Origin of the sequence: Lysinibacillus sp. NPDC098008 (assembly GCF_044760715.1) — a bacterium.
GTDB lineage: Bacteria > Bacillota > Bacilli > Bacillales_A > Planococcaceae > Lysinibacillus.
In genome coordinates, this window is record NZ_JBIWBA010000004.1 from 95,172 (window position 1) to 120,617 (window position 25,446).

The following is a 25,446-nucleotide window of genomic DNA, read 5'->3' on the forward strand; positions in this document are numbered from 1 at the left end:
AGCATTATGACTACAAAAAAACGTTTACATACTTTAAATAGTGGGAATTAGATAAATATACATTGAAGTGAAATTCCTTCACTTTTTTACAAATTTTCTGTCGGAAAGTATTTCCTTTAGAAAATCATTTGGTATAATCAACATATACAAATTAGGGAGGTTATTCAAATGGCTAATCATTATAAAAGCATTGTTGTGGCAGTAGATGGTTCAAAAGAGGCTGAATATGCATTTCGTAAATCAATTGATGTTGCAAAACGTAATGAGGGTTCTGTATTAAATCTAGTGAATGTTATTGATACTCGTTCATTTGCAGCAATCGAGGCATATGACCGCTCCATTGCAGAGCGTGCGCAAGCATTTTCTGAGGAGCTATTAAATGGCTACAAAAAGCAAGCTGAGGATGCAGGTTTAACAAATATTAACCTTATTATCGAGTATGGTTCTCCAAAAAATATCATCACAAAAGAGCTTTCTAATGTTGTAGACGCAGATTTAATTATTTGTGGTGCAACTGGTTTAAATGCAGTTGAACGCTTCCTAATCGGTTCAGTATCTGAAGCAATTGTACGCTCAGCTAAATGTGATGTACTTGTTATCCGTACACCAGAAAATTAATATGCAATACATAAAAAGGTATCCTTCTACTAGGATACCTTTTTACTTGTGTTGACTTTGTGAACACGAACAATTATTTGCCCTCTTTCCACATCTTCACTTTTTCAAAAAATAAGGCAAGTGCCTGTTTATTTTGCATATTCGGTACTTTAGCTAATAACACCTCTTTAGGTGCTTTTAATGTCTTTTCTTGCTTTTGTAAAATAACAATCGTCTTCTCTAATGCTTTGTTGGCAAACATGGCGTCTGGTAGCTGAATAATCGCCTGAATCCAAGCGTGCTTTTGAATATATTTGTGTAGCTGTTTCGATTGCTCTGACTCAAAAAGATGTGATGGTGCAAGGAAGAATAAATAACCACCTTCCTTTGTATAATTGATGGACTGCTCAATAAATAAATGATGGGCATAGCTCATTCCCTCTGATGGACATAGCTCATAATTAAGAGCAACCTCTTCATTTGGATAATAGCCAACAGGTAAATCACATACAACTGCATCAACAGGATTTACCAATAAATCCTCTAAAGCGTCCTGACGATATAAAGAAACAGGCTGTTCCGTTAAGTCCGCAGTGGCAGCGGCTAAACGAATGAGTAACTCATCGACCTCTACGCCAGTTGCATCTACTTTTCCATCCAATAAATTCATAACCGTTAATAATAAATTGCCTGTGCCTACTGCTGGGTCCAACATCGAAATTTTTTCATGCTCAAGACGTTCTGCAAATATTTGCTCTACAAAATAACCAACTAATAAACCTAATGTATCAGGAGTCATTTGATGGTTTGGCTGTGAACCTTTGCGCATTCCTTTTAAAATGGCAATTTGAATAGCTTTACGAATATCCTCTTTCGTTGCATCTTGCTGTGAAAAATCAAGCTCACCATCTAACCATGCCTCTAAGCCCTCTAATAGCCCCTCTAGCAATGTTACATTTTGTTCTTGTTCAACTTTTTCAGCATGTTCATTTAACAACCCAAATAATTTCTCGATATTTTCCATAAATAACTTCCTTTCACGCAGAAAAGAGCCGTGACAAAAACTCGTCACAGCTCTTTTGTCTAGTATTATCTTAGCCTAAAAGCAATACATTATGCCAGTGCTTTGACAGCTGCAATTGCTGCTTCATAATTTGGATGATCTGTTGCTTCAGGAACATATTCAACATATGTCACTTTATTATTAGCATCCACAACAAATACTGCACGTGTCAGAAGACGTAATTCTTGAATGTACACACCATATGCCTCACCAAATGAAAGGTCGCGGTGATCTGAAACAGTTTGAACAGCATCAATACCTGCTGCACCACACCAACGTTTTTGAGCAAATGGAAGATCAACAGATACCGTATAGATTACTACATTATCACCTAGATTAGCTGCTTCCTCATTAAAGCGACGTGTTTGTGCATCACATACGCCAGTATCTAATGATGGTACAACACTGAATAAGCGAATTTTCCCCTCTGAATCTTTCAATGTTACTGGTGATAGGTCATTTGCCAATACTGTAAAATCTGGTGCTTGGTCGCCCACCTTTACTTCATTTCCTACTAGTGTTACTGGACCATTTTTAAATGTTACTTGTGCCATCTAAACGCCTCCTCATCATCATATGTATTCATATTACTAAATGAAGGGAATTCATTGCAACTCAGACAGCTTACTTTCTTACAAGCAATGATCACAAACATCCTTTTTAACAGCAACTATTAAATAGCAGACATGTTGATGAGCCTGTATTTTACAGAGCTTAGCTAGAATTTTATTAAATTCCGTGGATACCTCCTCCACGCTAATCAACAAAACAGTGTTTTTCCCTACAAAATACGCTTATTATTTATACCATCAACACACCTGATTAAATATAGTAGCTTCAACTATTGCTCATGTTTTTCTTCTAGCTTGGCAAGTTCCACGCTTTCCTTTTGTTCATCTGCTACTGTTATATCCTCTTGCTTTGGTAAAGGCGATGATACTACTTCTTTTTCAACAAAAACTTTTTCATGCACTACTGTTGTATCAGCAAAATAATCATGCAAGCCTTGGTTTTCTGGCAAAATCACAACCAATATATATAGTGGCATAAAAATATTATTGATAATACGGCCTATCCAATCACGAAATAGTACATCTGACCAAGTAAGCTTTTCATGCTTTAAGGAAATAACACGTAAACCAAATACCATTTTCCCTAATGTTTGCCCAAAAAACTTTGTCATTAGCACAAAATAGCTATAATAGAGGATTGCTGTGATAATAGAAACTGGTGCATACCAAACAGATTCTGATAAAGACCAATCCATTAGATAAAAAATAGGATTAACGAGTATACCGCCTATAGCCGTAACAATAAATCCATCTAATAAAAATGCCCAAAATCGAACCCAAAAGCCTGCTGTTTTTAAAGCATAGTTTTTGGATTTTATCGCTACATCCGATGGCTCCATTACAGCACTATTCTCCGTAGAGGGTGAACCTTGCATAACAATCTCATTGTTTGTCATTGTACTCCCTCCTTAGTATTCACCATATAAGTACATCATTTTAGGTGCGCTATAGTCTGTCATGATTTTCATCAGCATTTTTTCCTCTGCCGATGGGCCAAACATAGAGCCAATTTTCATCCCAACATAGGACTGCCAGCCACCCATATCATAGGCATATTCGAACAAAGTAGCATCTTCTAATCCATAATCTTCACGCAATGCAGCAATCGTTGCTTCCTCATCACCAATTTCATCTACTAAGCCTGCTTCAAGTGCTTTTGTGCCACCAAAAATACGACCATCTGCAACTTTTTTAACATCTGCCTCAGACATATTACGTCCTTGCTCAACAATATCTACAAATTCCTCATATGTTTCATTAATCATATCTTGCATCATCGCACGCTCTTCCTCTGTTACTTCACGCATCGGACTTAGCATATCCTTGTGTGCACCTGATTTAAACGTTTCGAATTTTACGCCTACTTTTTCAGCTAATGCCTGATAATTAATAGATTGCATAATAACACCAATAGAGCCTGTAATTGTATCGCGATGTGCAAATATTTTATCTGCTGGTGCTGCAATATAATAACCGCCAGATGCAGCCATCGAATCCATTGATACATAAATTGGAATTTGTCGTTCCTCTTTAATCTTAACAAGTTTTTTATAAATTTCTGCTGATTCTTTCACGCCACCACCTGGTGAGTTAACACTTAATACAACACCTTGAATAGACTCATCATATAAAATATTATCCAATTGCTCTAAGAAAAATTGATGGTCATATGCCACTGGCTGCCAAAGTGTGCTTGAACCAATATCTTGAATCGTACCATCCACCTTTAAATAAGCAATGCGTTTATCAAAATTATCACCCTCAATAACATTTTCATAAACATCTAAGCTATTTCCTGCCATTAGGCTATCAAAATTCCCTAAGAAGTCTGACTTAAATAGCGCAAAAATAGTGTTAACACCTAATGAAAACAATAAAAGAACACCTGCCACTACTAAAGCAACCCATCTTTTTACATTCATGTCTTTCCGCCTCCTCAACATGTAATACGAATAATTACCATATTCGTTTCATTTTTTTGAAATAATATGCAAGTGATTGACTCATCTGCCTAACCAACAATAAAACTGATGCTATTTATTTCCTCATAATACCTTACCAAAAACCTAAAAAAAATCAAAGTCCATTCTCTTACATGAACTTTGATTTTCGATATTATTTCCCAGAAAATAATGAAGATGTGAGCTGCTTCGCTTCTTGCTGTCGTAATTCGACACGACGAATCTTCCCAGAAGAGGTTTTTGGTAGCTCCTCTACAAACTCAATAGCACGTGGATATTTATATGGTGCTGTTAATGCTTTTACATGCTGCTGTAATGTTTGTATAAGCTGCTGATCACCGATTTCACCATGATGAAGCACAATAAATGCCTTAACAATATTTCCTCGAACCTTGTCAGGGCTTGCTATAACAGCAGCTTCTTTGACAGCTGGATGCTTTATTAAGGCATCCTCTACTTCAAATGGTCCAATTGTATAGCCTGATGAAATAATCACATCATCCCCGCGTCCTTCAAACCAAAAATACCCATCCTTATCTTTGTAGGCACGATCTCCTGTAATATACCACTCACCACGGAATTGTAATTGTGTACGTTCAGGGTCTTTTAAATATTTTTTAAAGAGTGCAGGTGTTTCTTGGTGAACAGCTATATCTCCCACTTCCCCAACTGCAACAGGCTGACCCTCATCATTAATAATGTCTACTGTATTGCCGGGTGTTGGTTTTCCCATTGAACCAGCTCTTGCTTCCATGCCCACCATTGTACCGACCAGCAATGTATTTTCGGTTTGACCATAGCCATCACGTACTTGCACGTGACAAACGTCTGAAAATACTTTAATCACCTCACTATTTAAAGGCTCACCTGCTGACACAGCCTGACGAATAGCACTTAAATTATAGTGCTGTAAATGATTAAGTGCTGCCATAAAACGATATTCCGTTGGTGTGCAACATAGAACATTAATATTGAATTTTTCAAGCAATGTTAGGTAAGTAGCTGCATCAAACTTCCCTTGATAAACAAATGCTGTTGCACCGCTTCCTAGTGTAGCGAGGAATGGACTCCATATCCATTTTTGCCAACCAGGTGCTGCTGTAGCCCAAACAATATCATTTTCTTGGACACCTAACCAATGGGGTGCTGTTGTGCGTAAATGTGCATAGCCCCAGCTATGACTATGCACCGCAGCTTTTGGATTACCTGTTGTACCGCTTGTATAAGCTAAAAATGCAATATCTGTGCTTTTGGTTGGAGTAGCATTTATGTAAGTTGTTGGTTGCTGCTGCATTTTTTCTAGTAATGGCTGCCATGGCTTATGTGCATGCCCAATAACAAATTGCTGCATACCTTGTAAATTTTCTACCTTGTCGAATTGCTCAATATAAGGCTCATACGCAATAACGGCTTTTGCCTCTGCATGTTCAATGCGATATTCAATATCCTTTGTTCTTAACATTTCTGAGCTTGGTATAATGGTTAAACCCGCTTTTAGAGCAGCGATATAAACAATATAGGCTTCTACAGAGCGCGGCACCATTACAAGTACTACATCACCTTTTGCTAAGCCCTCTTTTGTAAAGACATGTGCTGCCTGATTTGCCTTTTCAAATAAATGTGTGTATGTAATCCATTGAACATTTTGATGTTCGTCACAAATAATTAATGCATTCTTTGTTGTATCCTGTGCATATTTTTCAATTTCCTCTGTGATGTTATACCATTCTGGTGCAATTAAATCTTGTCTGTTCACGGCAAATGCCCCCTTTTGTTATGACACATTATAAAGCTCCCTTTTTATGATTTTCAATGCTTTGCGCCCAATTTGCCAAAAGTCATGACAACTATCATATTTCGGTATATGGTATCAGTCATATTCATATGAATTCTCTATTGAATAAGCTAAAAAAATATGGTACATTTTGGTCAACTAAAAATAAGATTGCAGGGGGACTCATGATGAGTTGAGAAGGTAAAACCTGACCCTTTGAACCTGTTAGTTAATACTGGCGTAGGGAGCAATTTACATCTATCTTTACTGATGACAGGCTCTTTTACGTGTATTTTTACACAAAAAAGAGCCTTTTTGCATGCTTACGTCCATCCAACAAAGGAGGACTTATAATGATTATTGAAACAATCCGTAAAAAAAATCCATTAATTCATTGTATTACAAATTATGTCGTAGCGAATTTCCAAGCAAATGGACTCTTAGCAATTGGTGCCTCACCTGTAATGGCTGATGGCAATGAGGAGGTGGAGGAAATGGTGGCAATTTCCTCAGGCCTATTGATTAATATTGGAACACTAAATGATACAGCTAAAACATCCATGCTATTGGCTGGTAAAAGAGCAAACGCACTTGGTATCCCTGTTCTATTAGACCCTGTTGGCGCTGGCGCAACAGCTTATCGCAAGCAAGCTACACAGCAACTATTAAAAGAAATTCAATTTGCAGCTATTCGGTGCAATATTGGCGAGCTTGCCGCCATTGCGAATATAGATTGGCAGCAAAAGGGCGTAGATAGTGGAACTGGCTCCATTGCTATAGAGGATGAGGCAAGAAAAATCGCACGGCTTTATCAATGTATCGTCATTGTTACAGGAGAAAAGGACTTTATTACGGATGGCACTCAACAGCAATGGATTGCGGGCGGCAATGTGCAAATGACAGATGTTACTGGAACAGGCTGCCTCTTAAGTGCGATTTGCTGTGCTGCTTATGTAGCTGGTCAGCAGCCCTACCAGCAATTAGCTGAGGTACTAAAGCTTTATAAACAAATTGCTGAGCAAGCTGCCGCTGCTGCACAATATATTGGTGATTTTCAAATTGCTGTGTTAAATGAACTAAATCGTCTATCAAAGGATGGTGAGCAATAATGCAAATTGTTACAACGATTGCTGGGTCTGATAGCAGTGGCGGCGCTGGTATACAAGCTGATTTAAAAACCTTCCAAGAATTAAAAGTGTTTGGAACGACTGTTATTACAGCTTTAACAGCTCAAAATACACTTGGTGTTTCAGGTGTTTTGCCAATTGAGGCGGCTTTTGTAGAACAACAACTACAGGCATTGCTTGAGGATTTTTCAATAAGTGCTGTAAAAACAGGTATGCTATTTTCTCCAGCTATTATTCAAACAGTGGCACATACATTTGCTAATACAAACATTCCACTTATTATTGACCCTGTTATGATTGCCAAAGGTGGCGAAAGTTTATTACAGCAAGAAGCAATTGAGGCACTTAGCCATTATTTACTGCCAATCGCAACCATTGTAACACCAAATATTCCAGAGGCTGAAACATTAACAGGCAAAACAATCAACACAATCGATGATATAAAAGAAGCCGCTGACCATCTATTGGCAACAGGTGTACATTGTGTCATTATCAAAGGTGGTCATTTAGCAGATACAACGGATGCCATTGACTATGTATTTTTCAACGATGGGCAAGCTTTTTCAATGCAAACACCTCGTATTGCAACTAACAATACACATGGCACTGGTTGTACATTTTCCGCAGCATTAACGGCTTTTATAGGACGTGGTCTGTCGATTAAAGAAGCAATCATCGAAGCGAAAAAATTTATTCAGCTAGCCATTACACATGATTTAGCACTAGGTCATGGACATGGACCGACAAATCATTTTGCCTATCAAGACAGCAAAAATTGTTGTGAGGTGACTATTTATGAAGCGTGAAGATTTAGCGCTCTATTTTATAATGGGTACAGGTAATAGCAGACTTCAAGAACCACTCATTGTTCTAGAACAAGCCTTACAGCACGGAATTACCATGTTTCAGCTACGCGAGAAGGGGCACAATGCATTAACAGGACCAGCCTATGAAGACTTTGCACGCCATTGTCAGCAGCTGTGTCAGCAATATCGTGTCCCATTTATTATCAATGATGATGTAGAACTTGCGATAAAGCTTGGAGCAGATGGTATTCATATTGGTCAGAAGGATTTTCCTGTATGTAAAATTCGAGAAAAAATTGGCAAAATGATTCTTGGTGTGTCCGTTCATTCTCAAGACGAATTGCAAATTGCACAGCAATACGGGGCAGATTATGTAGGGATTGGTCCAATTTTTGCTACAACATCAAAGAGCGATGCCAACCCACCAAGTGGCACAGCATTTTTGCAAAGCGTACGCAGTGAAAACCGTGAACTTCCCATTGTTGCCATTGGAGGCATTAATTGTGCCAATGCACCAGCAGTTTTACAAGCAGGCGCAGACGGTGTTGCTGTTATTTCTGCTATTTGTGATAGTAAAGATATTGCCCATACAGTAACTATGTTCAGGTCGTTGTTTGCAGAGCATAAAAAAGGATAAATATAAACAAACTAAAACCAGTGCCTGTTACGGTCACTGGTTTTACGTTTAATAATTGCTTATGCTGCAATTATTGGTTGTTGTTTGGCATACCTTTTAATTGAGATTCTGCCATTTGTACAAGACGTTTAGTGATTTCACCGCCAACGGAACCGTTAGCACGAGCTGAAGCTTCAGCTCCTAATTGAACACCAAATTCTTGTGCAATTTCGTATTTCATTTGATCAAGTGCTTGTTGTACACCAGGTACTGCAAGCTTGTTTGAATTACGGTTGTTGTTTGTAGTCATGTTTCTCACCTCCTTGTGAATATAGAATGTGCGATATTAGATTTTTAATACAAAAATTTTAGAGGTAAATTGTGCCTCTATTGGGATACAGCAAACAATACAAAAAGCCGCCTCCAAATAGGTATTGGAAGCGGCGTGAAAACCTTTGCTTATAAAAGCTCAGCAAACTTATCTTGTTGTGGCTCATCTTTTTTAGGGAAAATATAGACCTCGCGATTTTGCACAGCTCGTGCAATCAGTTCATCAAAATCCGAGAAGCTTTCATAATGCTCTACTTTTTCAAGCTTTGGCTTTGTTTTTGGACTTGCTGGTGTAAAGATTGTACAGCAATCCTCAAATGGCTGAATAGATGTTTCGTATGTGCCGATTTTTTCTGCAATATCAATAATTTCTAATTTATCAGTTGAAATTAGTGGACGTAAAATCGGTGTATTCGTGACAGCATTAATAGCCGTTAAGCTTTCGAGCGTTTGACTGGCAACTTGTCCAAGACTTTCACCTGTAACAATGGCAAGAGCACCGATTTCTTCACGTACTTGATCGGCTACTTTTAACATCATACGACGCGTTGTTGTCATCGATACATTTGAAGGTACTTTTTCCTTTATTAAAACTTGAATTTCTGTAAACGGAATAACATGTAGACGAATGCTTGCACCAAATTTCGTTAATTCATTCGCAAGTACCTTTACCTTTTCCAGTGAATTTTGACTTGTATATGGTGGACTAAAGAAATGAATAGCTTCTAGACGTACACCACGTTTCATCATTAAATAACCTGCAACAGGGCTATCAATGCCTCCTGATAGCATTAATAAAGACTTCCCATTTGATCCTACTGGCATTCCACCTGCACCAGCGATTACTTGTGCCATCATATATATGGCATCATGGCGCACTTCAACACGTAATTCAATATCGGGCTGCTTTACTTGCACAGATAAATTTTTAAAATGTGGTAACACATAACCACCAATCTCGCGTTGAATAGCATGTGACTCTAAAGGAAATGTTTTATCTGTACGTTTTACTTCTACTTTAAATGTATGTTGCCCCTCTTTAAAGCTATCCATAATTGTAACAGCAAGCTGCTTCATGGTTGCTATATCTTTTTCACATGCCGCTACAGGGCTAAAGGATTGAATACCAAAAATTTTCGGTAGCCCTTCAATTAACGTTTGCATCTGTCTTTCGTTGTCAATTGCAATAAACATACGATCGCGCTCTGTACGAATATGTAGATGTCCTAAATCTACAAAGGCATGACGAATATTCTCACGCAAGCGGCGAATAAAGTCCATTTTATTGCGCCCTTTTGTAGAAAGCTCGCCATATCGAATTAAAATTTCTTTCCAAATCATTTGCTTTGTTCTCCTTTAAGTTCCATCATTACTTCCGCTAATACTTGTTGTAACTTTTCAATATCCTCGGCTGTGTTATATGCACCAAAACTCATTCGAATAACACTTTTTTTATAATGCTCATCAAGCTTTAATGCTTCCACAACATGACTTGTTTTTGTTTGTTTCGATGAGCAAGCACTTGATGTAGAAACAATCACGCCTCGCTTTTGCATGGCATTAATAATAATTTCACCCTTTAAATCACGCACACTAAATGAGAAAATATGAGCCGCTCCTTGTGGGGTCGATAAAATATGCACAGCCTCCCCATAGCTTTGGAGCTGCGCACAAATAGTTTCTTGCCATTGGCGATATTTTTTTGCACGCTCATCCATTTCTTCAACTGCCAGACGAGCCGCTTTTGCTAAAGCTACAGCTTGTGGAACAGCTACAGTTCCACTTCGCATGCCAAATTCCTGACCACCACCAAATGTATATGGCTGCCATCTCATTGCTTTACGAAATGCTAGTATGCCTGAGCCTTTAAAGCCATGAATTTTATGACCCGAAATTGACAAACTATCTGGTCCATCTTCTCCATTAAAAGATACGGCTAATTTGCCAAAGCTTTGCACAGCATCCACATGAAAAGCAGCTCGACTTATTTTATGGATAATGCTAGCTGCTTCAAAAATAGGCTGGATTGCACCCATTTCATTATTGACATGCATAATGCTTACCAAAATCGTATCTTTACGTAGTTTTGCTGTAAGCTCCTCTAAGGAAATTACACCGCTTTTATCAACGTTCAAATATTCAATCTCAAAGCCTTCTTTTTCAAGCTGCTTTACTGCCTCTAGAACAGAAGGATGCTCAATTTCCGTTGTTAAAATATGCTTTCCTATATGTGTATTACTGCGTGCTAAGCCAAAAATAGCTGCATTATTTGATTCTGTCCCACCTGAAGTAAATAGCACATTTTTCGCTGTTGTTTGCAAAATATCTGCTACTTGCTCACGCGCACGCATTAATAAGTTATTTGCTTCAACACCCATAGCATGAATGGATGCAGGATTTGCATAATACTGCTCATTCACAGCCATAAATGTCTGCATTACCTCTTGTAAAGGCTTTGTTGTTGCACTGTTATCTAAATAAATTACATTACTCATTATTCTTCACACACTTTCAACGCGTTGATTTAACGGTATTTATCATAACGCAATCTTGCCAGAATGACCACTAACTTTCACGATTATTTATATTTTGATGAGAAAAGGACACTAGAATATCGCTGAATGTTTTTAAAGAAACAAAAAACCTGAACTACTACGAAATACTAAAGAAGCATTTCATAGAATAGTTCAGGTTTCATTATTTTGATACAGATTCCTCTGCAACAATTTCTTGAATACGTTTTAAAGCACCCGGCTCCATTTCTTCAACGGCTGTTCCAGCTTCCTCTAATGCCTTAGCATAACGAAATTGATGGAATGCTTCCTCCGCTTCCGTTAAGCGCATATGCAATTTTGAATTTGTTGCACGATGACGATTACCATATTGAATAATACGCTCAATTAACATGACATTTTCAATTAGCTCATGTGCCTTTGCATTAACATCCTCTACACAAAGTGTCGCTGCATTTAAGTTATTATGCACCGTCCCCATATTTAGCGGCACTTCCTGCAAGCTTTGCATTACTACATAAATATGCTCTGCCGCTTCATCAAGGCGTGCATCCATCTCCTCAGGGATTCCTGGAATATTTGCCTTATTTAATATACGGTCTGTTTCTTGTAATATTTTCTTTAGTTTTTCTACTTGTGTACGTGCCTTATTTTCATCAATTCGTAGCTTTTTCATTGTATTAGAGAGATGCTCTTGTTCCTCATGAATACGCTCAAGCTCGTCACTAATCGCTATTAATTCTTCCTGTAAGCTTGAATACGCAGATTTTTCTTCTCTCACACGCATGGCTAATAGATCATAGCGACGTTGCAATGCCTCCAACTGCTTAAGAGCTGCTTTTGGAATTTCCGCATCCTTTTCGTTTAGACGATAGCTTTGCTGTACATAAGCTGCTTCCTCACCAACTAATTTAGTGGAAGCAATAATATTTGTAATGGAGCTTAATAAGCGATCACAGTTTTGATCAACATAATTTTTCGCAATAACCTCTTTTTCAAGTAAATCATAAAAATGGTCGATTTCTTCGTTAATTTCAGCTACGCGAGGCTTCACAACCGTTAATTTAAGCTCTGCTAAATCATTTTTCAAGGAAGCAAATTCTTTTTCATATTTATTTAATGCTTCCGTTAGCTCTAAATGCTGTAAATAATAAGATTGATCTTCCATTTCACGCTGACCATTTCGCAATTCTTGCACTGCCCCTGGAAGCTTTACTTGTAGTTCCGTTAAAATCGTTGGAATATCATTAATATAATCAAATATTTGCTGTGACTCTTGGTTTAAGCTAATAACGATTTCTCGCGCTTGTAGGTAGTTTCCTTCATTTGTAAGAACATCAAACTCATCAAACTTTTGAGCAAATCCTTCCAGCTTTTTCTCAAGTGCAGGCAATGCTACACCAAATGAATGCTGGTGGGCCAACAATGTTTTTCTTGCGGAACGATAATATTCTTTTAACTGCTCAATTTCAATTCGATTTTTTTCTTCGCTGCCAATTAATTCATTCAGTTCTTCTAAAATTTTATCTTTATCTTGGTCACACTTTTGAATATAATCCTCTATTTCGCGCTCTATTAACGTCGCTTTTTTAAAGCGAAGTCGATTAATTTGATCCTCAGCATCAAATAGTAATGAATCAATTTTTGTCATATGTACATCGATGACTTCATCCCAAATATTACGCCATCGCTCAAACATTTCTTCCGTTTCACCGTTCATGTTTAAAGATTTGACTTTTGAAATTTCTTCATTAATAGGTTTATGTTGAATTTGTAATTTTTCATGTTCAAGTTTTGCAATAATTGCAACATGTTTTCTTCGCATCATAAATCCCACTATGGCTAAAATTAATAGTAGGATAATCGGAATGATGATATACTCCATCGTAAGCCCCCTATTCTACAATAAACGAATTGGCTAGTTGTATTTATTATATACTATACTTTCGCCTTTTGTACTAAAATTTAAGTGTTTTACAGAAAACTGTTTTTTTGCTATTTTAAAATATTTAATAGCACAACTATAGAGCTAAAGGAGTGGTACATTATGAAACGCGATGGGCATATACATAGTCCTCATTGTCCACATGGCAGTTCGGATTCATTTGTTCAATATATTGAAAAAGCAATTTCTTCTCAATTTACAGACATAACATTTACAGAGCATGCCCCATTACCTAAAAATTTTGTTGACCCTACCCCACAGCAAGACAGCGGGATGCATCTAGATCAGCTTTTGCCTTACTTTGAGGAGCTGCAATGCCTAAAAAAGCAATATGCACAAGATATTCGCATCCGAATTGGGCTAGAGGTTGATTATATCATAGGCTTTGAACAGGAAACTCGTCAATTTCTTGACACGTATGGGCATTTTTTAGATGATGCTATTTTATCTGTCCATTTTTTACAATGGCAGGATACCTATACATGTATCGACTTTTCACCCGAAAACTTTATCGATTTTTCACAACAAGTTGGCTCTGTTGAACAGGTTTATCATTTGTATTATGATACTGTTCTACAATCGATTAAAGCAGACTTAGGTTTATACAAGCCAAAACGAATCGGGCATCCATCACTTATTCATAAATTTCAGCTAGCTCATGGTAAACAAATAAATGACACTATGCGTATTCAGGAAGTCTTAGATGCTATCAAGCAAGCAGGCTATGAGCTGGACTTCAATAGTGCTGGGCTTAGTAAAAAATATTGTCAGGAGTCGTATCCACCATTATCTTTTATGAAGTATTGTCAAGCCATTGAATTGCCATATGTATTTGGTTCAGATGCCCATACTGCCGATGATTTACATCAACATTACCATGTACTATTACCACAATCAATTACGCCCTAGCGTAATTGCGTTCGGATTTTTTTGAGTTCACTCGAAAAGCTCCTCTCAAAAATCCGCCACAATGTTTTCTGTACCGAAAGCGCTAGCGTCAGGTATATCTGCTGAGGCTTTTATCTTGGTTCAGTGAGCGTTTGGACACTCACTGAACCAAGATAAATAATAACTAAATGAGGTGCTTATATGTTTACACAAATTAATTATAATGGGTCCATTGCTGACCAATATGTTACATTATCTAAGCAGCTAGATGCGCTGCTAACAGGTGAAACAGATCGGATTGCAAATTTAAGCAATGCCACTGCCCTGCTAAATCAGTTTTTACCAAATATTAATTGGGTAGGATTTTATCTTTTACAGCAAAACGAGCTCGTTTTAGGACCATTTCAAGGTCTACCTGCCTGCGTAAGAATTCCAGTCGGTCGCGGTGTTTGTGGAACATCTATTGCCAAGCAAGAAACAATTATTGTGAAAGATGTGCATGATTTCCCAGGACATATTGCCTGTGATGCAGCTTCACAATCAGAAATTGTTATACCGTTGATAAAGCATAAAGAGATTATTGGTGTGCTGGATATTGATAGTCCAATCGTCAACCGCTTCTCTAAAGAAGATCAAGAAGGTTTAGAGCTATTTGTCAAAACATTGCTTACACATTTTTAGACTAGCTTTCACCATTAAAAATTGCCCTGAAATGTTGTTTATTGTCATTTCAGGGCGAATCATTTATGGTATTATCACTATTTGATGTAGTTATGTTAGGAATTGGGGTGAAAGGAACCATTGTGAACACAAAAACGATTTTTTCCGCTATTCTTTGCTTCGTACAAAGCCGTATCTGCATGTAAAAAGACAGATTGGAATGCTGGTCGATCCCGCTCATCCCACATAATCAATCCTGCTGAAATGGTTACTTGCGGATTAGTAGCTTTAGGCATGACCTCTACAATGGCTGCTGCCAATTCCAATGCCTCTTTCTCCTGTATATTGGGTACATAGACAGACATCTCTTCCCCACCCCATCGTGCACAAATACCACGATCACCAATTGTTTCTTTTAACTGTATTGCAATTTGCACAAGAATATTGTCACCAACTTGATGACCATACGTATCATTAACACGTTTAAAATTATCAATATCCATCAATAAAAACATGCCTGATTGATCACATTCAAGTGACTTTTCTACAAATTGATCTAAATAACTGCGAGCATAAAGTTTTGTTAAATGGTCTAAATCCACCATTTCCTGAAGCTGTGTTCGTAAAATCGAGTTGGCAATGGCTAATGATGAGTGATGAATAAGCGACTGCATTAATTTAAAGCTATCAAACGAAAAGAAATATGGTTCTTTGTGCAACACAATACTAAAGCCATTTATTTTTTCTTCCATTAAAATAGGAATGGCCATGATTGAACGGTAATTAATTTGCTTAGGGGTTAATCGGCTAAAATCGGCAATAAACAGCGGGTCATTTGTATGCTCAAAATGCTGCTCAACATGCTTGATATAGATTTGACCCTCCTCAGAGCTAAACAATGGTGTACTAGCATTTGCCACTTCAAAGGTATCATTCTTTTTAAACGCAAAACAAACTTCCATTGGTTGAAAAGATTTCAATAATTGTTTTTGTAGGAAAAGTAACATTTCATAAACGTCAAGCCGCATATTTAGACGATGTGATGTTTCATTGATAAGTTGTAAGTCACTAACGAGGCGATGTGATTGATGGTATAACTTTGCATTTTCCAGTGCATTTCCTGATGCTTGTGCAAGCATCCGCACAAAATCCTTTTCAGTTGTGGAAAAAAGGTATGTCGTTGGTGCACTTACTTGCAATATGCCGTAAATTGCTTGCCTGCCCTTAATAGGCGCATTTAATAAACGACAATTCAAATCACTCGCAAGCTCTGTGGTTAGCTCTCCTGATACAAATGCCTCAACTGTAGCAGGTCTTTCTGATAAATAATCAAAAAGCTTAATATCAATAGTTGTATGTCGATCTTGATCATTCGATAGTATAAGCTCTACATTAAACTCTGGAAAATTATCCTTAATATTTTTTAAAACGTTTTCTAAAATTACATCAATATCCATTGTTGAATGAAATAAATCCGTCACGTTATATAGCTTTCTGTATTGATCTTCATTTATCTTTAGTTCTAAATTATCTTTCATTGTTTGAAGAACTTTTGTTAATATTTCTATACATTCTTCGCCATAACTAGAGGCCATAAAGTCTGTCCAAGACTCTGTTGCCTCCACAAGTAATACACCAATAGGGTTTTTACCCTCTACTTGGAAAAGCACCATATCTGTCATCATGGAATAAGCTTGGTTTGTTTTCAATACATAGGGGATTTTTACTATTTTCTGTTGATAAAAATTAGCTTCAATCATTAGCCATGACACAGCATTTAACTTTGTTTCAATTGTTAATGAAGCCATTTCTTCAATAGGTATTAAAGAATTACCTTCAAAACTAAGAAAAGCAGCATTATCAATTTTTAAGCGCTTCTTTAGACACTGTTTAAATGAATAAAAATACCCATTAAAACTAGCTTGTTCTTCATTAGAACTCACCCACAAGCTCAAAACATCAGATTTTATAGATTTTAGCGTTTGTAAATGGTCTGTCATGAAATCACCTTTTCTATATAACGTACAAATCAATTACTATTAACTTATAATATATTATACATAATTTGTGTCATTTTGACTATGTAATTCTCCTTACTTTTATATTTTAACTTCTACAACATAGCATTAACCCTATTGTAATTGTGGAAACATGAACAGTGAGGAATTTCCTACTATAATATAAGTAAAAAAAATATCAATACTAATAATTGACGTACATGTCTCAAACAGTTACAATGGAGGTTGTGTAAAATAAACGCAGCAGTGGTATAAGCTTATAATTGTATTTTATTCCTCTATTTTAACCACAACAATGATTTTCAACAATGGAAAATAGATGGTGTATTGTGTAACCTAACGGCTGCATAGGCGAAAATACATGAAAATAAAATGCGTATAAGAATGGGTACTACTGGTTTTTGTTTTACAACAAAAAAACCAAATTTAAAGGAGGAGACAACAATATGTCTCGTTATACAGGTCCATCTTGGAAATTATCACGTCGTCTTGGTATCTCACTAAGCGGTACAGGTAAAGAAATCGAAAAACGCCCTTACGCACCAGGTCAACACGGTCCAAACCAACGTAAAAAATTATCAGAATACGGTTTACAACTTCAAGAAAAACAAAAACTTCGTCATATGTATGGTATGAACGAACGTCAATTCCGTACACTATTTAACCGCGCTGGTAAAATGAAAGGTGTACACGGCGAAAACTTCATGATTCTTCTTGAAACTCGTCTTGATAACTTAGTTTATCGTTTAGGTTTAGCTCGTACTCGTCGTGGAGCTCGTCAATTAGTAAACCATGGCCATATCTTAGTCGATGGCAAACGCGTTGATATTCCATCATACAGCGTAAAACCAGGTCAAACGATTTCTCTTCGTGAAAAATCTCAAAACCTTGCTGTTGTAGCAGAAGCAATCGAAGTAAACAACTTCGTACCTGACTACGTAACATTTGATGCTGACAAAAAAGAAGGTACATTCACTCGCCTTCCAGAGCGCTCTGAATTATCAGCTGAAATCAACGAAGCATTCATCGTAGAGTTCTACTCTCGTTAATCAAATTCTTCAGCTTCTTAAACCTCACAACCTTGGATTTCCAAGTGTTTGTGAGGTTTTTGTTTTATCCTATATTTATATCCCGCTGATTGAAGGTTTATTTTATTGTTAATAATTTTCACCGCATTATTTTCATTTCCTTCAACTATCAAAATAATAGTCACCATTTTGTTATAAAAATTTCATAAAATATAATACATTTTTGTACTGTAAAATAGCAATCATCACCCTTTATCCACCACCTTAACATTAAAAACCAAATATCAATTATGTACTATTCAGAAGCACCTCAAAATACAACTGTTTTCTAAAAAATATATTTTACTTTTATAGTAAAACATTTATCAACCAATAAATTCATGTAACTCTTTGCTAAAAGAGTTTTTTAATGCGCTAATTTTTTTGTAAAATAATACACTATTTAAATTCTTATTTTTGATAAAAATTTGAGTTGATGCTTACTGAAAAATAGACTACGATAAATTGCGAAAGGTGGTTCACCATCATTCAAGCAATAATAATTTTAAAGGGGTTGGACATATGTCAGACGTTCTAAAGCAATTTGTTATGCCGAAAACAAACTTATTTGGAGCTGGAGCAATTCAAGAAGTTGGTAATCGCTTAAATGATTTAGAAGTAAAAAAGACATTAATCGTAACAGATGAGGGCTTACACAAATTAGGCCTTTCTCAACAAATTGCAAACATCATTACAGCTACTGGAATTGATGTAGCAATTTTCCCGAAAGCCGAGCCAAATCCAACAGATCAAAATGTGGAAGATGGAGTTGCAGTGTACCATGCAGAAAATTGTGATTCCATTGTATCTCTTGGAGGAGGCAGTGCACACGATGCAGCAAAAGCTATCGGACTTATTGCTTCGAATGGTGGACGCATTCATGATTATGAAGGTGTTGATAAATCTCAAAATCCACTTGTACCGTATATTGCGATCAATACAACTGCTGGTACTGCAAGTGAAATGACTCGTTTCACAATTATTACAGATACAGCACGTAAAGTAAAAATGGCGATTGTGGATAAGCATGTAACACCTTTACTATCCATTAATGATCCAGAGCTAATGATTGGTTTACCACCTGCACTTACTGCAGCAACGGGTATTGATGCATTAACACATGCTATTGAATCATTTGTTTCGACAAATGCAACACCGATTACGGATGCATGTGCTGAAAAGGTACTTCAACTGATCCCTGAATATTTACCACGTGCCTATGCGAATGGCACTGATTTAGAGGCTCGTGAGCAAATGGTATATGCGCAATTTTTAGCGGGTATGGCATTTAATAATGCATCGCTTGGCTATGTCCATGCAATTGCTCATCAGCTAGGCGGCTTCTATAATCTACCACATGGTGTATGTAATGCTATTTTACTGCCACATGTTTGCCGCTTTAATGTAACAGCACGTACAGAGCGCTTTGCTCGTATTGCTGAATTATTAGGCGAAAATGTAGAGGGCTTAAGTAAGCGTGAGGCTGCTGAAAAAGCAATTACAGCGATTGAAAAGCTGTCTAAGGATTTAAACATTCCTAGCGGCTTCCGTGAATTAGGTGCAAAAGATGAGGATATTGAAACATTAGCGAAAAATGCGCTATTAGATGTTTGTGCAGAAACAAATCCTCGTAAAGCAACATTAGAAGATATTAAACAAATTATTAAAAGTGCAATGGGTCCTGTTGCAAAGAAAGAGCAGTCGCTTGAAGCTGTAGCACTTTCTTAATAGAGTTATGTTCTAGGTGGGGAAATTTTCTCCACCTTTTTCTATGTTATGTAACGATAAGCTCATTGTCTATAGAGCTAACTCCCGTTATACTTTTCTTAAAAAAGGATAGGAGATAGCCTATGCGTTTAATTTCAATTTGTCCTAGTAATACAGAGCTTGTCGCCTATTTAGGGCTAGTCGATCAGCTTGTTGGTGTGGATGATTTTTCTGATTGGCCTAAAGCAGTGAAAAATTTACCACAGCTTGGTCCTGATTTATCGATTGATATGGATGCACTCGAAGCATTGCAGCCTGATCTTGTGCTTGCCTCTTTGAGTGTACCGGGCATGGAAAAAAATATTCAAGCATTGAAAGAACGAAACATTCCACATATTGTGTTTAACGCAAACTCCTTGGACGAAATCGCGCAAGACCTTCTTACACTTGGTAAGGTTTGCAATATGGAGCAGCGTGCACAAGCTGTTGTGCAGGAATATTTACAAACGATTGACAGCATGCAGCACATTGCACAAACAATTACAGATAAGCCCACGCTTTATTGGGAATGGTGGCCAAACCCTATTTTTACCCCCGGCAACATTAATTGGCTCACAGCAATTAGTGCAATCGCCGGCGGTATCAATCTCTTTCAGGATGTAGAATTGGCCAGTGTCCAAACGGATTGGGCAGATGTGGTACAGCGTAAGCCTGATTATATTATGCTGGCTTGGGTTGGTGTTGCTATTGAACGTATAAAGCCAGCCCATGTCTTAAAGCGTCCAGATGCCAAGGAGTTGCATGCCATCCAAAGGCAACAGCTATATGTCATGGAGGAATGGCTTTATTGTCGCCCTTCTCCCCGCCTTATTGAAGGGGCCATTAAGCTTGCAAAACTATTACATCCCAAGGCATATAAGCATATAGAATATCCAAGCTTCTTATAAAAAACAACATCCCACAATATACATGCGGGATGTTGTTTTTCGTATTGTATTTAGCCAAATTTCACCATATGGTATTTTTTCTTACCACGACGAATAATGCTAAATGCATCTTCTAAGCGATCTTTGCCATCTACTACGTATTGTAAATCTGTTACCTTTTCACCGTTTACACTAATTGCACCATTTGATACATCCTCACGTGCTTGGCGTTTTGATGATGAAATACCCGCTTCTACAAGAAGGTCCACAATGTTTTTATCCTCTTTTGCCATTTCAATAGAAGGAACATCTTTAAAAGCATCCTTCATTTCTTCCGCTGAAAGAGCTTTTAGGTCGCCTGAGAATAAGGCAGCTGTAATACGAATTGCCTGCTCTAATGCTTCTTGTCCGTGAATTAAACGTGTCATTTCCTCAGCAAGTGCCTTTTGTGCCTTCCGTAAATGCGGCTCCTCCTCTACAGAAACAGCTAATGCTTCAATTTCCTCACGAGAAAGGAATGTAAAGATTTTTAAGTATTTTACAACATCCGCATCCGCAGCATTGATCCAGAATTGGTAGAACTCGTATGGTGATGTTTTCGTGCCATCTAACCATACTGCACCACCTGCCGTTTTACCAAATTTTGTACCATCAGCTTTTGTCACTAAAGGAATTGTAATCCCAAAGGCTTTTGTTTCTTCCTCATGTGTTTTGCGAATAACCTCTAAGCCTGTTGTAATATTACCCCATTGATCAGAGCCACCTACTTGAATACGGCAATTGTAGTGATTGTATAAATGATTGTAATCAATACCTTGAATTAATGTATACGCAAACTCTGTAAACGAAATACCAGTATCAAGACGTGAAGCAATTGTATCCTTTGCGAGCATGTAATTCACATTAATTAATTTCCCGTAATCACGTAAAAACTCAATTGTGTTCATATTGCCAATCCAGTCACGATTATTGACAAGCTGTGCACCATTACCGTCTTCTGCAAAATCAAAAATACGCTCTAATTGACTACGGATACCTTGAACATTTTTATCAATTTGCTCTACCGTTTGTAATTGACGTTCTTCAGAACGACCAGATGGATCACCAATCATTCCTGTTGCACCACCAACAAGTAAAATTGGACGATGGCCTGCTTTTTGGAAGCGACGTAATGTTAACAGAGGAACAATATGTCCAATATGCATAGAATCTGCCGTTGGGTCTACGCCACAGTATAGAGAAACGGATTGCTCCTCTAATAATTTAGCCATACCTTCCGCATCTGTTTGTTGGTAAAGCAAGCCACGCCACTCTAAATCTTGTAATAATTCGTTTGTCATCTTGATTCCTCCTAAAATGGTTGAACTTTATCACGTGTAGGGGCTTGAATTGCAAATAAGATAAAAAAAGTCCCTACACGCAAACAATTGCATGCAGGGACGTTAAATCGACAATTAACGCGGTACCACCCAGCTTGAAGATGTGTCTACCATCTTCCACTTCATTCAACCGCCTTTATCGCAGGCGCGCACGTCTAAGCTCCAAGCACGTAATTCGTTTCTACACTATGACCAGTTTTCACCAACCACTGGCTCTCTAAACAGGGAGTATAGATACTACTGCAAGCTCTTCCTCACTAGAAAACTATACACATTATTCTATACGAATCTTTTTCAAAGTCAATAACTATGTTCCTACTAAAACAATATGTGCTATAATAAACAAGATTTTAGGAGGTCGATACATTGAAAGATAAGATTCAACAAATCAATGCAAAGATCGATGAATTACTAGAACGAACATGGATGAAGAGATTACGCATTTCAGGTAGTGTTACCTGGAACTTATTTTTACTATTTTTAGTCTTCGCATTGGTTGGTACTGTATTTGTCGGTTCAGTTGGTGCTGGTTATTTTGCTTCTCTTGTGAAAGATGAGCCATTACGCTCAAAAGAAGAGTTGCGAAATCAAATTTTTAGCTATGAGGAAACCAGTGAGATTTATTTTGCTAATGATATTTATATTGGGAAACTACGTACAGATTTAGATCGTCGTGAAACTTCACTTAGCAATGTTGCACCAGATGTTATCAATGCTGTTCTTGCAACAGAGGATGAATATTTTCGCGAGCATAATGGCATCGTACCAAAAGCGGTTATCCGCGGATTATTACAAGATGTCACAAACTCTGCTACACAGACAGGTGGCTCTACTCTAACACAACAGCTTATTAAAAACCAAGTATTAACAAATGAAGTATCCTATGAACGTAAAGCAAAGGAAATTTTACTTGCGATGCGTTTAGAGCATTTTATGACAAAGGAGGAAATATTAGAGGCTTACTTAAATATTATTCCATATGGTCGTAACTCATCAGGTCGAAATATTGCAGGTATTGAAACAGCCGCTGAAGGGATTTTTGGCATCAAAGCGAAAGAGCTATCACTTCCGCAGGCAGCATACATAGCTGGTATTCCACAAGCTCCATTTGCCTATACACCATTTACAAATACAGGTGAGCTAAAAAGTGAGGAAGCTTTACAACCAGGTATTGATCGTATGAAAACAGTGCTTTACCGCATGAAAGAAGCTGGTTATATTGATGATGCACAATATCAAGCAGCGCTCGACTACGATATTACTGCCGATTTCCGCGGACCAGAAATGCGTGCGGAGGATCGTTATCCATGGCTTACATATGAGCTTGAAAGTCGTGCAATAGATATTATTGCAGAAAAACTAGCACAAGAGGATGGTATTGATCCAGAGCGTTTAAAATCCGAAAAGAAACTAAGGGAAAAGTATAGAATCTTAGCTGATCGTGATGTTCGTTCGAAGGGCTATCGTATTTATTCAACGATTAATAAAGATATGTACGATGCTATGCAAAAAGCAGCGCAAAACTTCCAATATTATGGTCATACGTATACTGGAAAAGGCAAGGACCCTGTAACTGGTGAGGAAACTGATATCGAAATGCCAGTACAGGTAGGTAGTATTTTAATTGAAAACACAACAGGTCGAATTTTAAGCTTTGTCGGTGGACGAGATTTTAAAACAACACAAGTAAACCATGCCACACAAGCTTATCGTTCGAATGGTTCTACAATGAAGCCACTACTTGTTTATGCACCAGCGATTGAATATGGTGTAATTGGTGCAGGTAGCCCCTTAGTTGACGTAAGATTCTCCATCGGTTCATGGAGTCCAAGTAACTATATTGCAAGTGATGAACGAGGGATTATTCCTGCGCGTGAGGCTTTAGCAGACTCTCAAAATATTTCAGCATTACGTTTATATAATGACATTTTAAATAGACGTCCTGCTGATCTATTAGTCAAAATGGGCTTCAGCAAATTACATCCTGATGATTTCACAAACCTTGCAACAGGTATTGGTGCTTTACATGAAGGTGTAACTGTTGAAGAAAATACAAATGCCTTTGCAACCTTTGCAAATGGTGGACAGTTTATTGATTCCTATATGATTGATCGAATTGAAGATCAAGATGGCAATATCATTTATCAGCATGAGGTAGCACCTACCCAAGTGTTTAGTCCAGAAACATCGTATATCATTACAGATATGCTACGTGATGTTTTAACACAAGGAACGGGTACACTTGCACGAAATTCATTGAAATTCTCCTCTGATTTCGCTGCAAAAACAGGTACTTCTCAAGATTATAAAGATGTGTGGTTAGTAGGATATAATCCGAATATCTCTCTTGGTGTTTGGATGGGCTACGATCAGCCACGTACCTTATATGCATTTAATAATACGTATTCACAGCCTAGTGTTCGTGTTAATAGACTATGGGCAACACTGATGAATGCTGTTTACGATGTGGATCCACAATTTATTGATCCAGCAACAAGCTTTGCGAGACCGCCAAATGTCATCACTGCTTCATTCTGTGGTATTTCAGGCTTAGCACCTTCTGCAGCTTGTGCAAACGCTGGCCTTGTACGCTCAGATTTATTTAATGCGAAGGTCTTTGTCCCGTCACAGCCAGATAATAGCTTTGGCTCTGGAAGCGGCAGCGTTGTAACAATTAAAGGAAAAACATATAATGCGCTATCAAGTACACCTGCTGAATTTGTACGCTCTGGTGGTGTAGGTCTTAACCAAGACTTTATTAAACGAATGTTAGGAAGACTTGGTGGGAACCCTGCAAGCCTATTACCGAAAAATTCATCACTATCTACGTCATCTGTATCAGCAGCGGATTTCCCAGCAGATAGTAGCCCACCAGCGGCTGTAAGTGCTTCGATTAATGGCTCAAGATTGTCTTGGTCAGGTTCATCCAATGACGTTGTAGGCTATCGCATTTACAATGTAACAAATGGGGGCAAAACATTAGTAACCTCTGTCTTGGAGTCAACACAAAGCATTACTGTTGCTAGTGGACAAGCCTATGTTGTTGTCGCTGTTGATATTACAGGTTTAACCTCTGCGCAATCTAATGTTGTTTCTACAGGCGGTAGTGAAAACACGCCTGAGCCAGAAGAAAGTGAAGAGGAACAAGAACAAGAGCCAGATCAAGAAACACCACCACCTGCTGAGGGTAATGAAGGTGACACTGAAGGGAATGGTAACGGCTCTACAAATGGCAATGGGTCTAGTGATAATGGCAATGGCTCAAACCCTAGCAATAACAATGGAAATGGTGGTACAGCTAATCCTGAAGAAGGATCAAACGGAGGAAATACCAGCCCCCCTCCTCCTACTGATACACCAACTCAATAACAATCAATTACGCCCCAGCGTATAAACTGCATCCCAATTGTTAGACACATCTAACAATTGGCAGGTGCAGTTTTTCTATGGCTAAATTTAGTACAGAGGAAGAAGTTTTCTGTATCTATTGCTGACGC

21 protein-coding genes, 1 riboswitch and 1 other annotated feature are annotated in these 25,446 nt (G+C 37.7%); of the genes, 10 read left to right on the top strand and 11 right to left on the bottom strand.

Translation table 11 applies throughout. The features are described from left to right. Positions 1–168: 168 nt before the first annotated feature. Positions 169–618 carry a universal stress protein gene (locus ACIQVU_RS06335; protein ID WP_340806917.1) on the top strand — a complete coding sequence of 150 codons (450 nt, stop codon included), beginning with the start codon at positions 169–171 and terminating at the stop codon, positions 616–618. A gap of 73 nt (positions 619–691) precedes the next feature. Here the strand turns inward: ACIQVU_RS06335 and ACIQVU_RS06340 are convergent, their stop codons facing one another. The 5 genes from ACIQVU_RS06340 to mbcS form a co-directional block, all read right to left on the bottom strand. After that, positions 692–1,621: a class I SAM-dependent methyltransferase gene (locus ACIQVU_RS06340; RefSeq protein ID WP_340806919.1), complete on the bottom strand. Its 930-nt coding sequence runs from the start codon at positions 1,619–1,621 to the stop codon at positions 692–694. 89 nt (positions 1,622–1,710) lie between these two features. Continuing rightward, on the bottom strand, positions 1,711–2,214 hold the full coding sequence (gene tpx, locus ACIQVU_RS06345) for a thiol peroxidase (RefSeq protein ID WP_340806920.1): 504 nt from the start codon (positions 2,212–2,214) through the stop codon (positions 1,711–1,713). Positions 2,215–2,501: 287 nt separating this feature from the next. Continuing rightward, on the bottom strand, positions 2,502–3,128 hold the full coding sequence (locus tag ACIQVU_RS06350) for an RDD family protein (protein ID WP_340806921.1): 627 nt from the start codon (positions 3,126–3,128) through the stop codon (positions 2,502–2,504). Positions 3,129–3,140: 12 nt separating this feature from the next. Beyond that, a complete protein-coding gene (sppA, locus tag ACIQVU_RS06355) occupies positions 3,141–4,154 on the bottom strand; it encodes a signal peptide peptidase SppA (protein ID WP_340806922.1) in 1,014 nt (337 codons plus the stop codon). Positions 4,155–4,347: 193 nt separating this feature from the next. After that, entirely contained in the window at positions 4,348–5,949 is a 1,602-nt protein-coding gene (mbcS, locus tag ACIQVU_RS06360; protein WP_402894457.1) for an acyl-CoA synthetase MbcS, read from the bottom strand. 183 nt (positions 5,950–6,132) lie between these two features. Continuing rightward, positions 6,133–6,231, top strand: a riboswitch (TPP riboswitch). Positions 6,232–6,320: 89 nt separating this feature from the next. On the opposite strand from mbcS, the gene thiM reads away from it, so the two are divergent. From thiM to thiE, 3 genes are read left to right on the top strand one after another with little or no spacing between them, the layout of a single operon-like run. Continuing rightward, positions 6,321–7,076, top strand: coding sequence for a hydroxyethylthiazole kinase (gene thiM / locus ACIQVU_RS06365; protein ID WP_340806924.1), 756 nt, complete (start codon positions 6,321–6,323; stop codon positions 7,074–7,076). Beyond that, positions 7,076–7,900, top strand: a complete 825-nt coding sequence (gene thiD, locus ACIQVU_RS06370) for a bifunctional hydroxymethylpyrimidine kinase/phosphomethylpyrimidine kinase (protein ID WP_340806925.1) — start codon at positions 7,076–7,078, stop codon at positions 7,898–7,900. Before thiM ends, thiD begins: the two co-directional genes overlap by 1 nt. Then, positions 7,890–8,537 carry a thiamine phosphate synthase gene (gene thiE / locus ACIQVU_RS06375; RefSeq protein ID WP_340806927.1) on the top strand — a complete coding sequence of 216 codons (648 nt, stop codon included), beginning with the start codon at positions 7,890–7,892 and terminating at the stop codon, positions 8,535–8,537. Before thiD ends, thiE begins: the two co-directional genes overlap by 11 nt. 70 nt (positions 8,538–8,607) lie before the next feature. On the opposite strand, the gene ACIQVU_RS06380 is transcribed toward thiE, so the two are convergent. The 4 genes from ACIQVU_RS06380 to ezrA all read right to left on the bottom strand — a co-directional run bounded on the left by ACIQVU_RS06380 (position 8,608) and on the right by ezrA (position 13,244). Further along, entirely contained in the window at positions 8,608–8,826 is a 219-nt protein-coding gene (locus ACIQVU_RS06380; RefSeq protein ID WP_340806928.1) for an alpha/beta-type small acid-soluble spore protein, read from the bottom strand. Between the two features lie 149 nt (positions 8,827–8,975). Then, a complete protein-coding gene (gene thiI / locus ACIQVU_RS06385) occupies positions 8,976–10,187 on the bottom strand; it encodes a tRNA uracil 4-sulfurtransferase ThiI (protein ID WP_340806929.1) in 1,212 nt (403 codons plus the stop codon). Next, positions 10,184–11,341, bottom strand: coding sequence for a cysteine desulfurase family protein (locus ACIQVU_RS06390; RefSeq protein WP_340806930.1), 1,158 nt, complete (start codon positions 11,339–11,341; stop codon positions 10,184–10,186). Before ACIQVU_RS06390 ends, thiI begins: the two co-directional genes overlap by 4 nt. A 202-nt stretch (positions 11,342–11,543) precedes the next feature. Continuing rightward, positions 11,544–13,244 carry a septation ring formation regulator EzrA gene (gene ezrA, locus ACIQVU_RS06395; RefSeq protein WP_340806931.1) on the bottom strand — a complete coding sequence of 567 codons (1,701 nt, stop codon included), beginning with the start codon at positions 13,242–13,244 and terminating at the stop codon, positions 11,544–11,546. Between the two features lie 162 nt (positions 13,245–13,406). Here ezrA and hisJ point away from each other — a divergent pair, with 162 nt between their 5' ends. Continuing rightward, positions 13,407–14,213: a histidinol-phosphatase HisJ gene (gene hisJ / locus ACIQVU_RS06400; RefSeq protein WP_340806932.1), complete on the top strand. Its 807-nt coding sequence runs from the start codon at positions 13,407–13,409 to the stop codon at positions 14,211–14,213. Between the two features lie 180 nt (positions 14,214–14,393). Next, complete coding sequence (locus ACIQVU_RS06405; protein WP_340806934.1) at positions 14,394–14,873, top strand: GAF domain-containing protein; 480 nt, start codon at positions 14,394–14,396, stop codon at positions 14,871–14,873. 95 nt (positions 14,874–14,968) lie between these two features. On the opposite strand, the gene ACIQVU_RS06410 is transcribed toward ACIQVU_RS06405, so the two are convergent. Then, on the bottom strand, positions 14,969–16,795 hold the full coding sequence (locus tag ACIQVU_RS06410; protein ID WP_340806936.1) for a sensor domain-containing diguanylate cyclase: 1,827 nt from the start codon (positions 16,793–16,795) through the stop codon (positions 14,969–14,971). Positions 16,796–17,316: 521 nt separating this feature from the next. On the opposite strand from ACIQVU_RS06410, the gene rpsD reads away from it, so the two are divergent. The 3 genes from rpsD (at position 17,317) to ACIQVU_RS06425 (ending at position 20,591) form a co-directional block, all read left to right on the top strand. Beyond that, positions 17,317–17,919, top strand: coding sequence for a 30S ribosomal protein S4 (rpsD, locus tag ACIQVU_RS06415; RefSeq protein WP_340806938.1), 603 nt, complete (start codon positions 17,317–17,319; stop codon positions 17,917–17,919). Positions 17,920–18,459: 540 nt separating this feature from the next. Next, positions 18,460–19,665, top strand: coding sequence for an iron-containing alcohol dehydrogenase (locus tag ACIQVU_RS06420; protein ID WP_402894465.1), 1,206 nt, complete (start codon positions 18,460–18,462; stop codon positions 19,663–19,665). Between the two features lie 122 nt (positions 19,666–19,787). Continuing rightward, positions 19,788–20,591 (top strand): cobalamin-binding protein, encoded by an 804-nt coding sequence (locus ACIQVU_RS06425; RefSeq protein ID WP_402894467.1) that lies wholly within the window; start codon positions 19,788–19,790, stop codon positions 20,589–20,591. A 50-nt stretch (positions 20,592–20,641) separates the two neighbouring features. Here ACIQVU_RS06425 and tyrS read toward each other — a convergent pair whose 3' ends face one another. Continuing rightward, entirely contained in the window at positions 20,642–21,910 is a 1,269-nt protein-coding gene (gene tyrS / locus ACIQVU_RS06430) for a tyrosine--tRNA ligase (RefSeq protein WP_340806942.1), read from the bottom strand. A 92-nt stretch (positions 21,911–22,002) separates the two neighbouring features. After that, positions 22,003–22,213, bottom strand: a binding site (T-box leader). A gap of 102 nt (positions 22,214–22,315) precedes the next feature. On the opposite strand from tyrS, the gene ACIQVU_RS06435 reads away from it, so the two are divergent. Next, a complete protein-coding gene (locus tag ACIQVU_RS06435; RefSeq protein WP_340806944.1) occupies positions 22,316–25,318 on the top strand; it encodes a transglycosylase domain-containing protein in 3,003 nt (1,000 codons plus the stop codon). Positions 25,319–25,446: the final 128 nt, after the last annotated feature.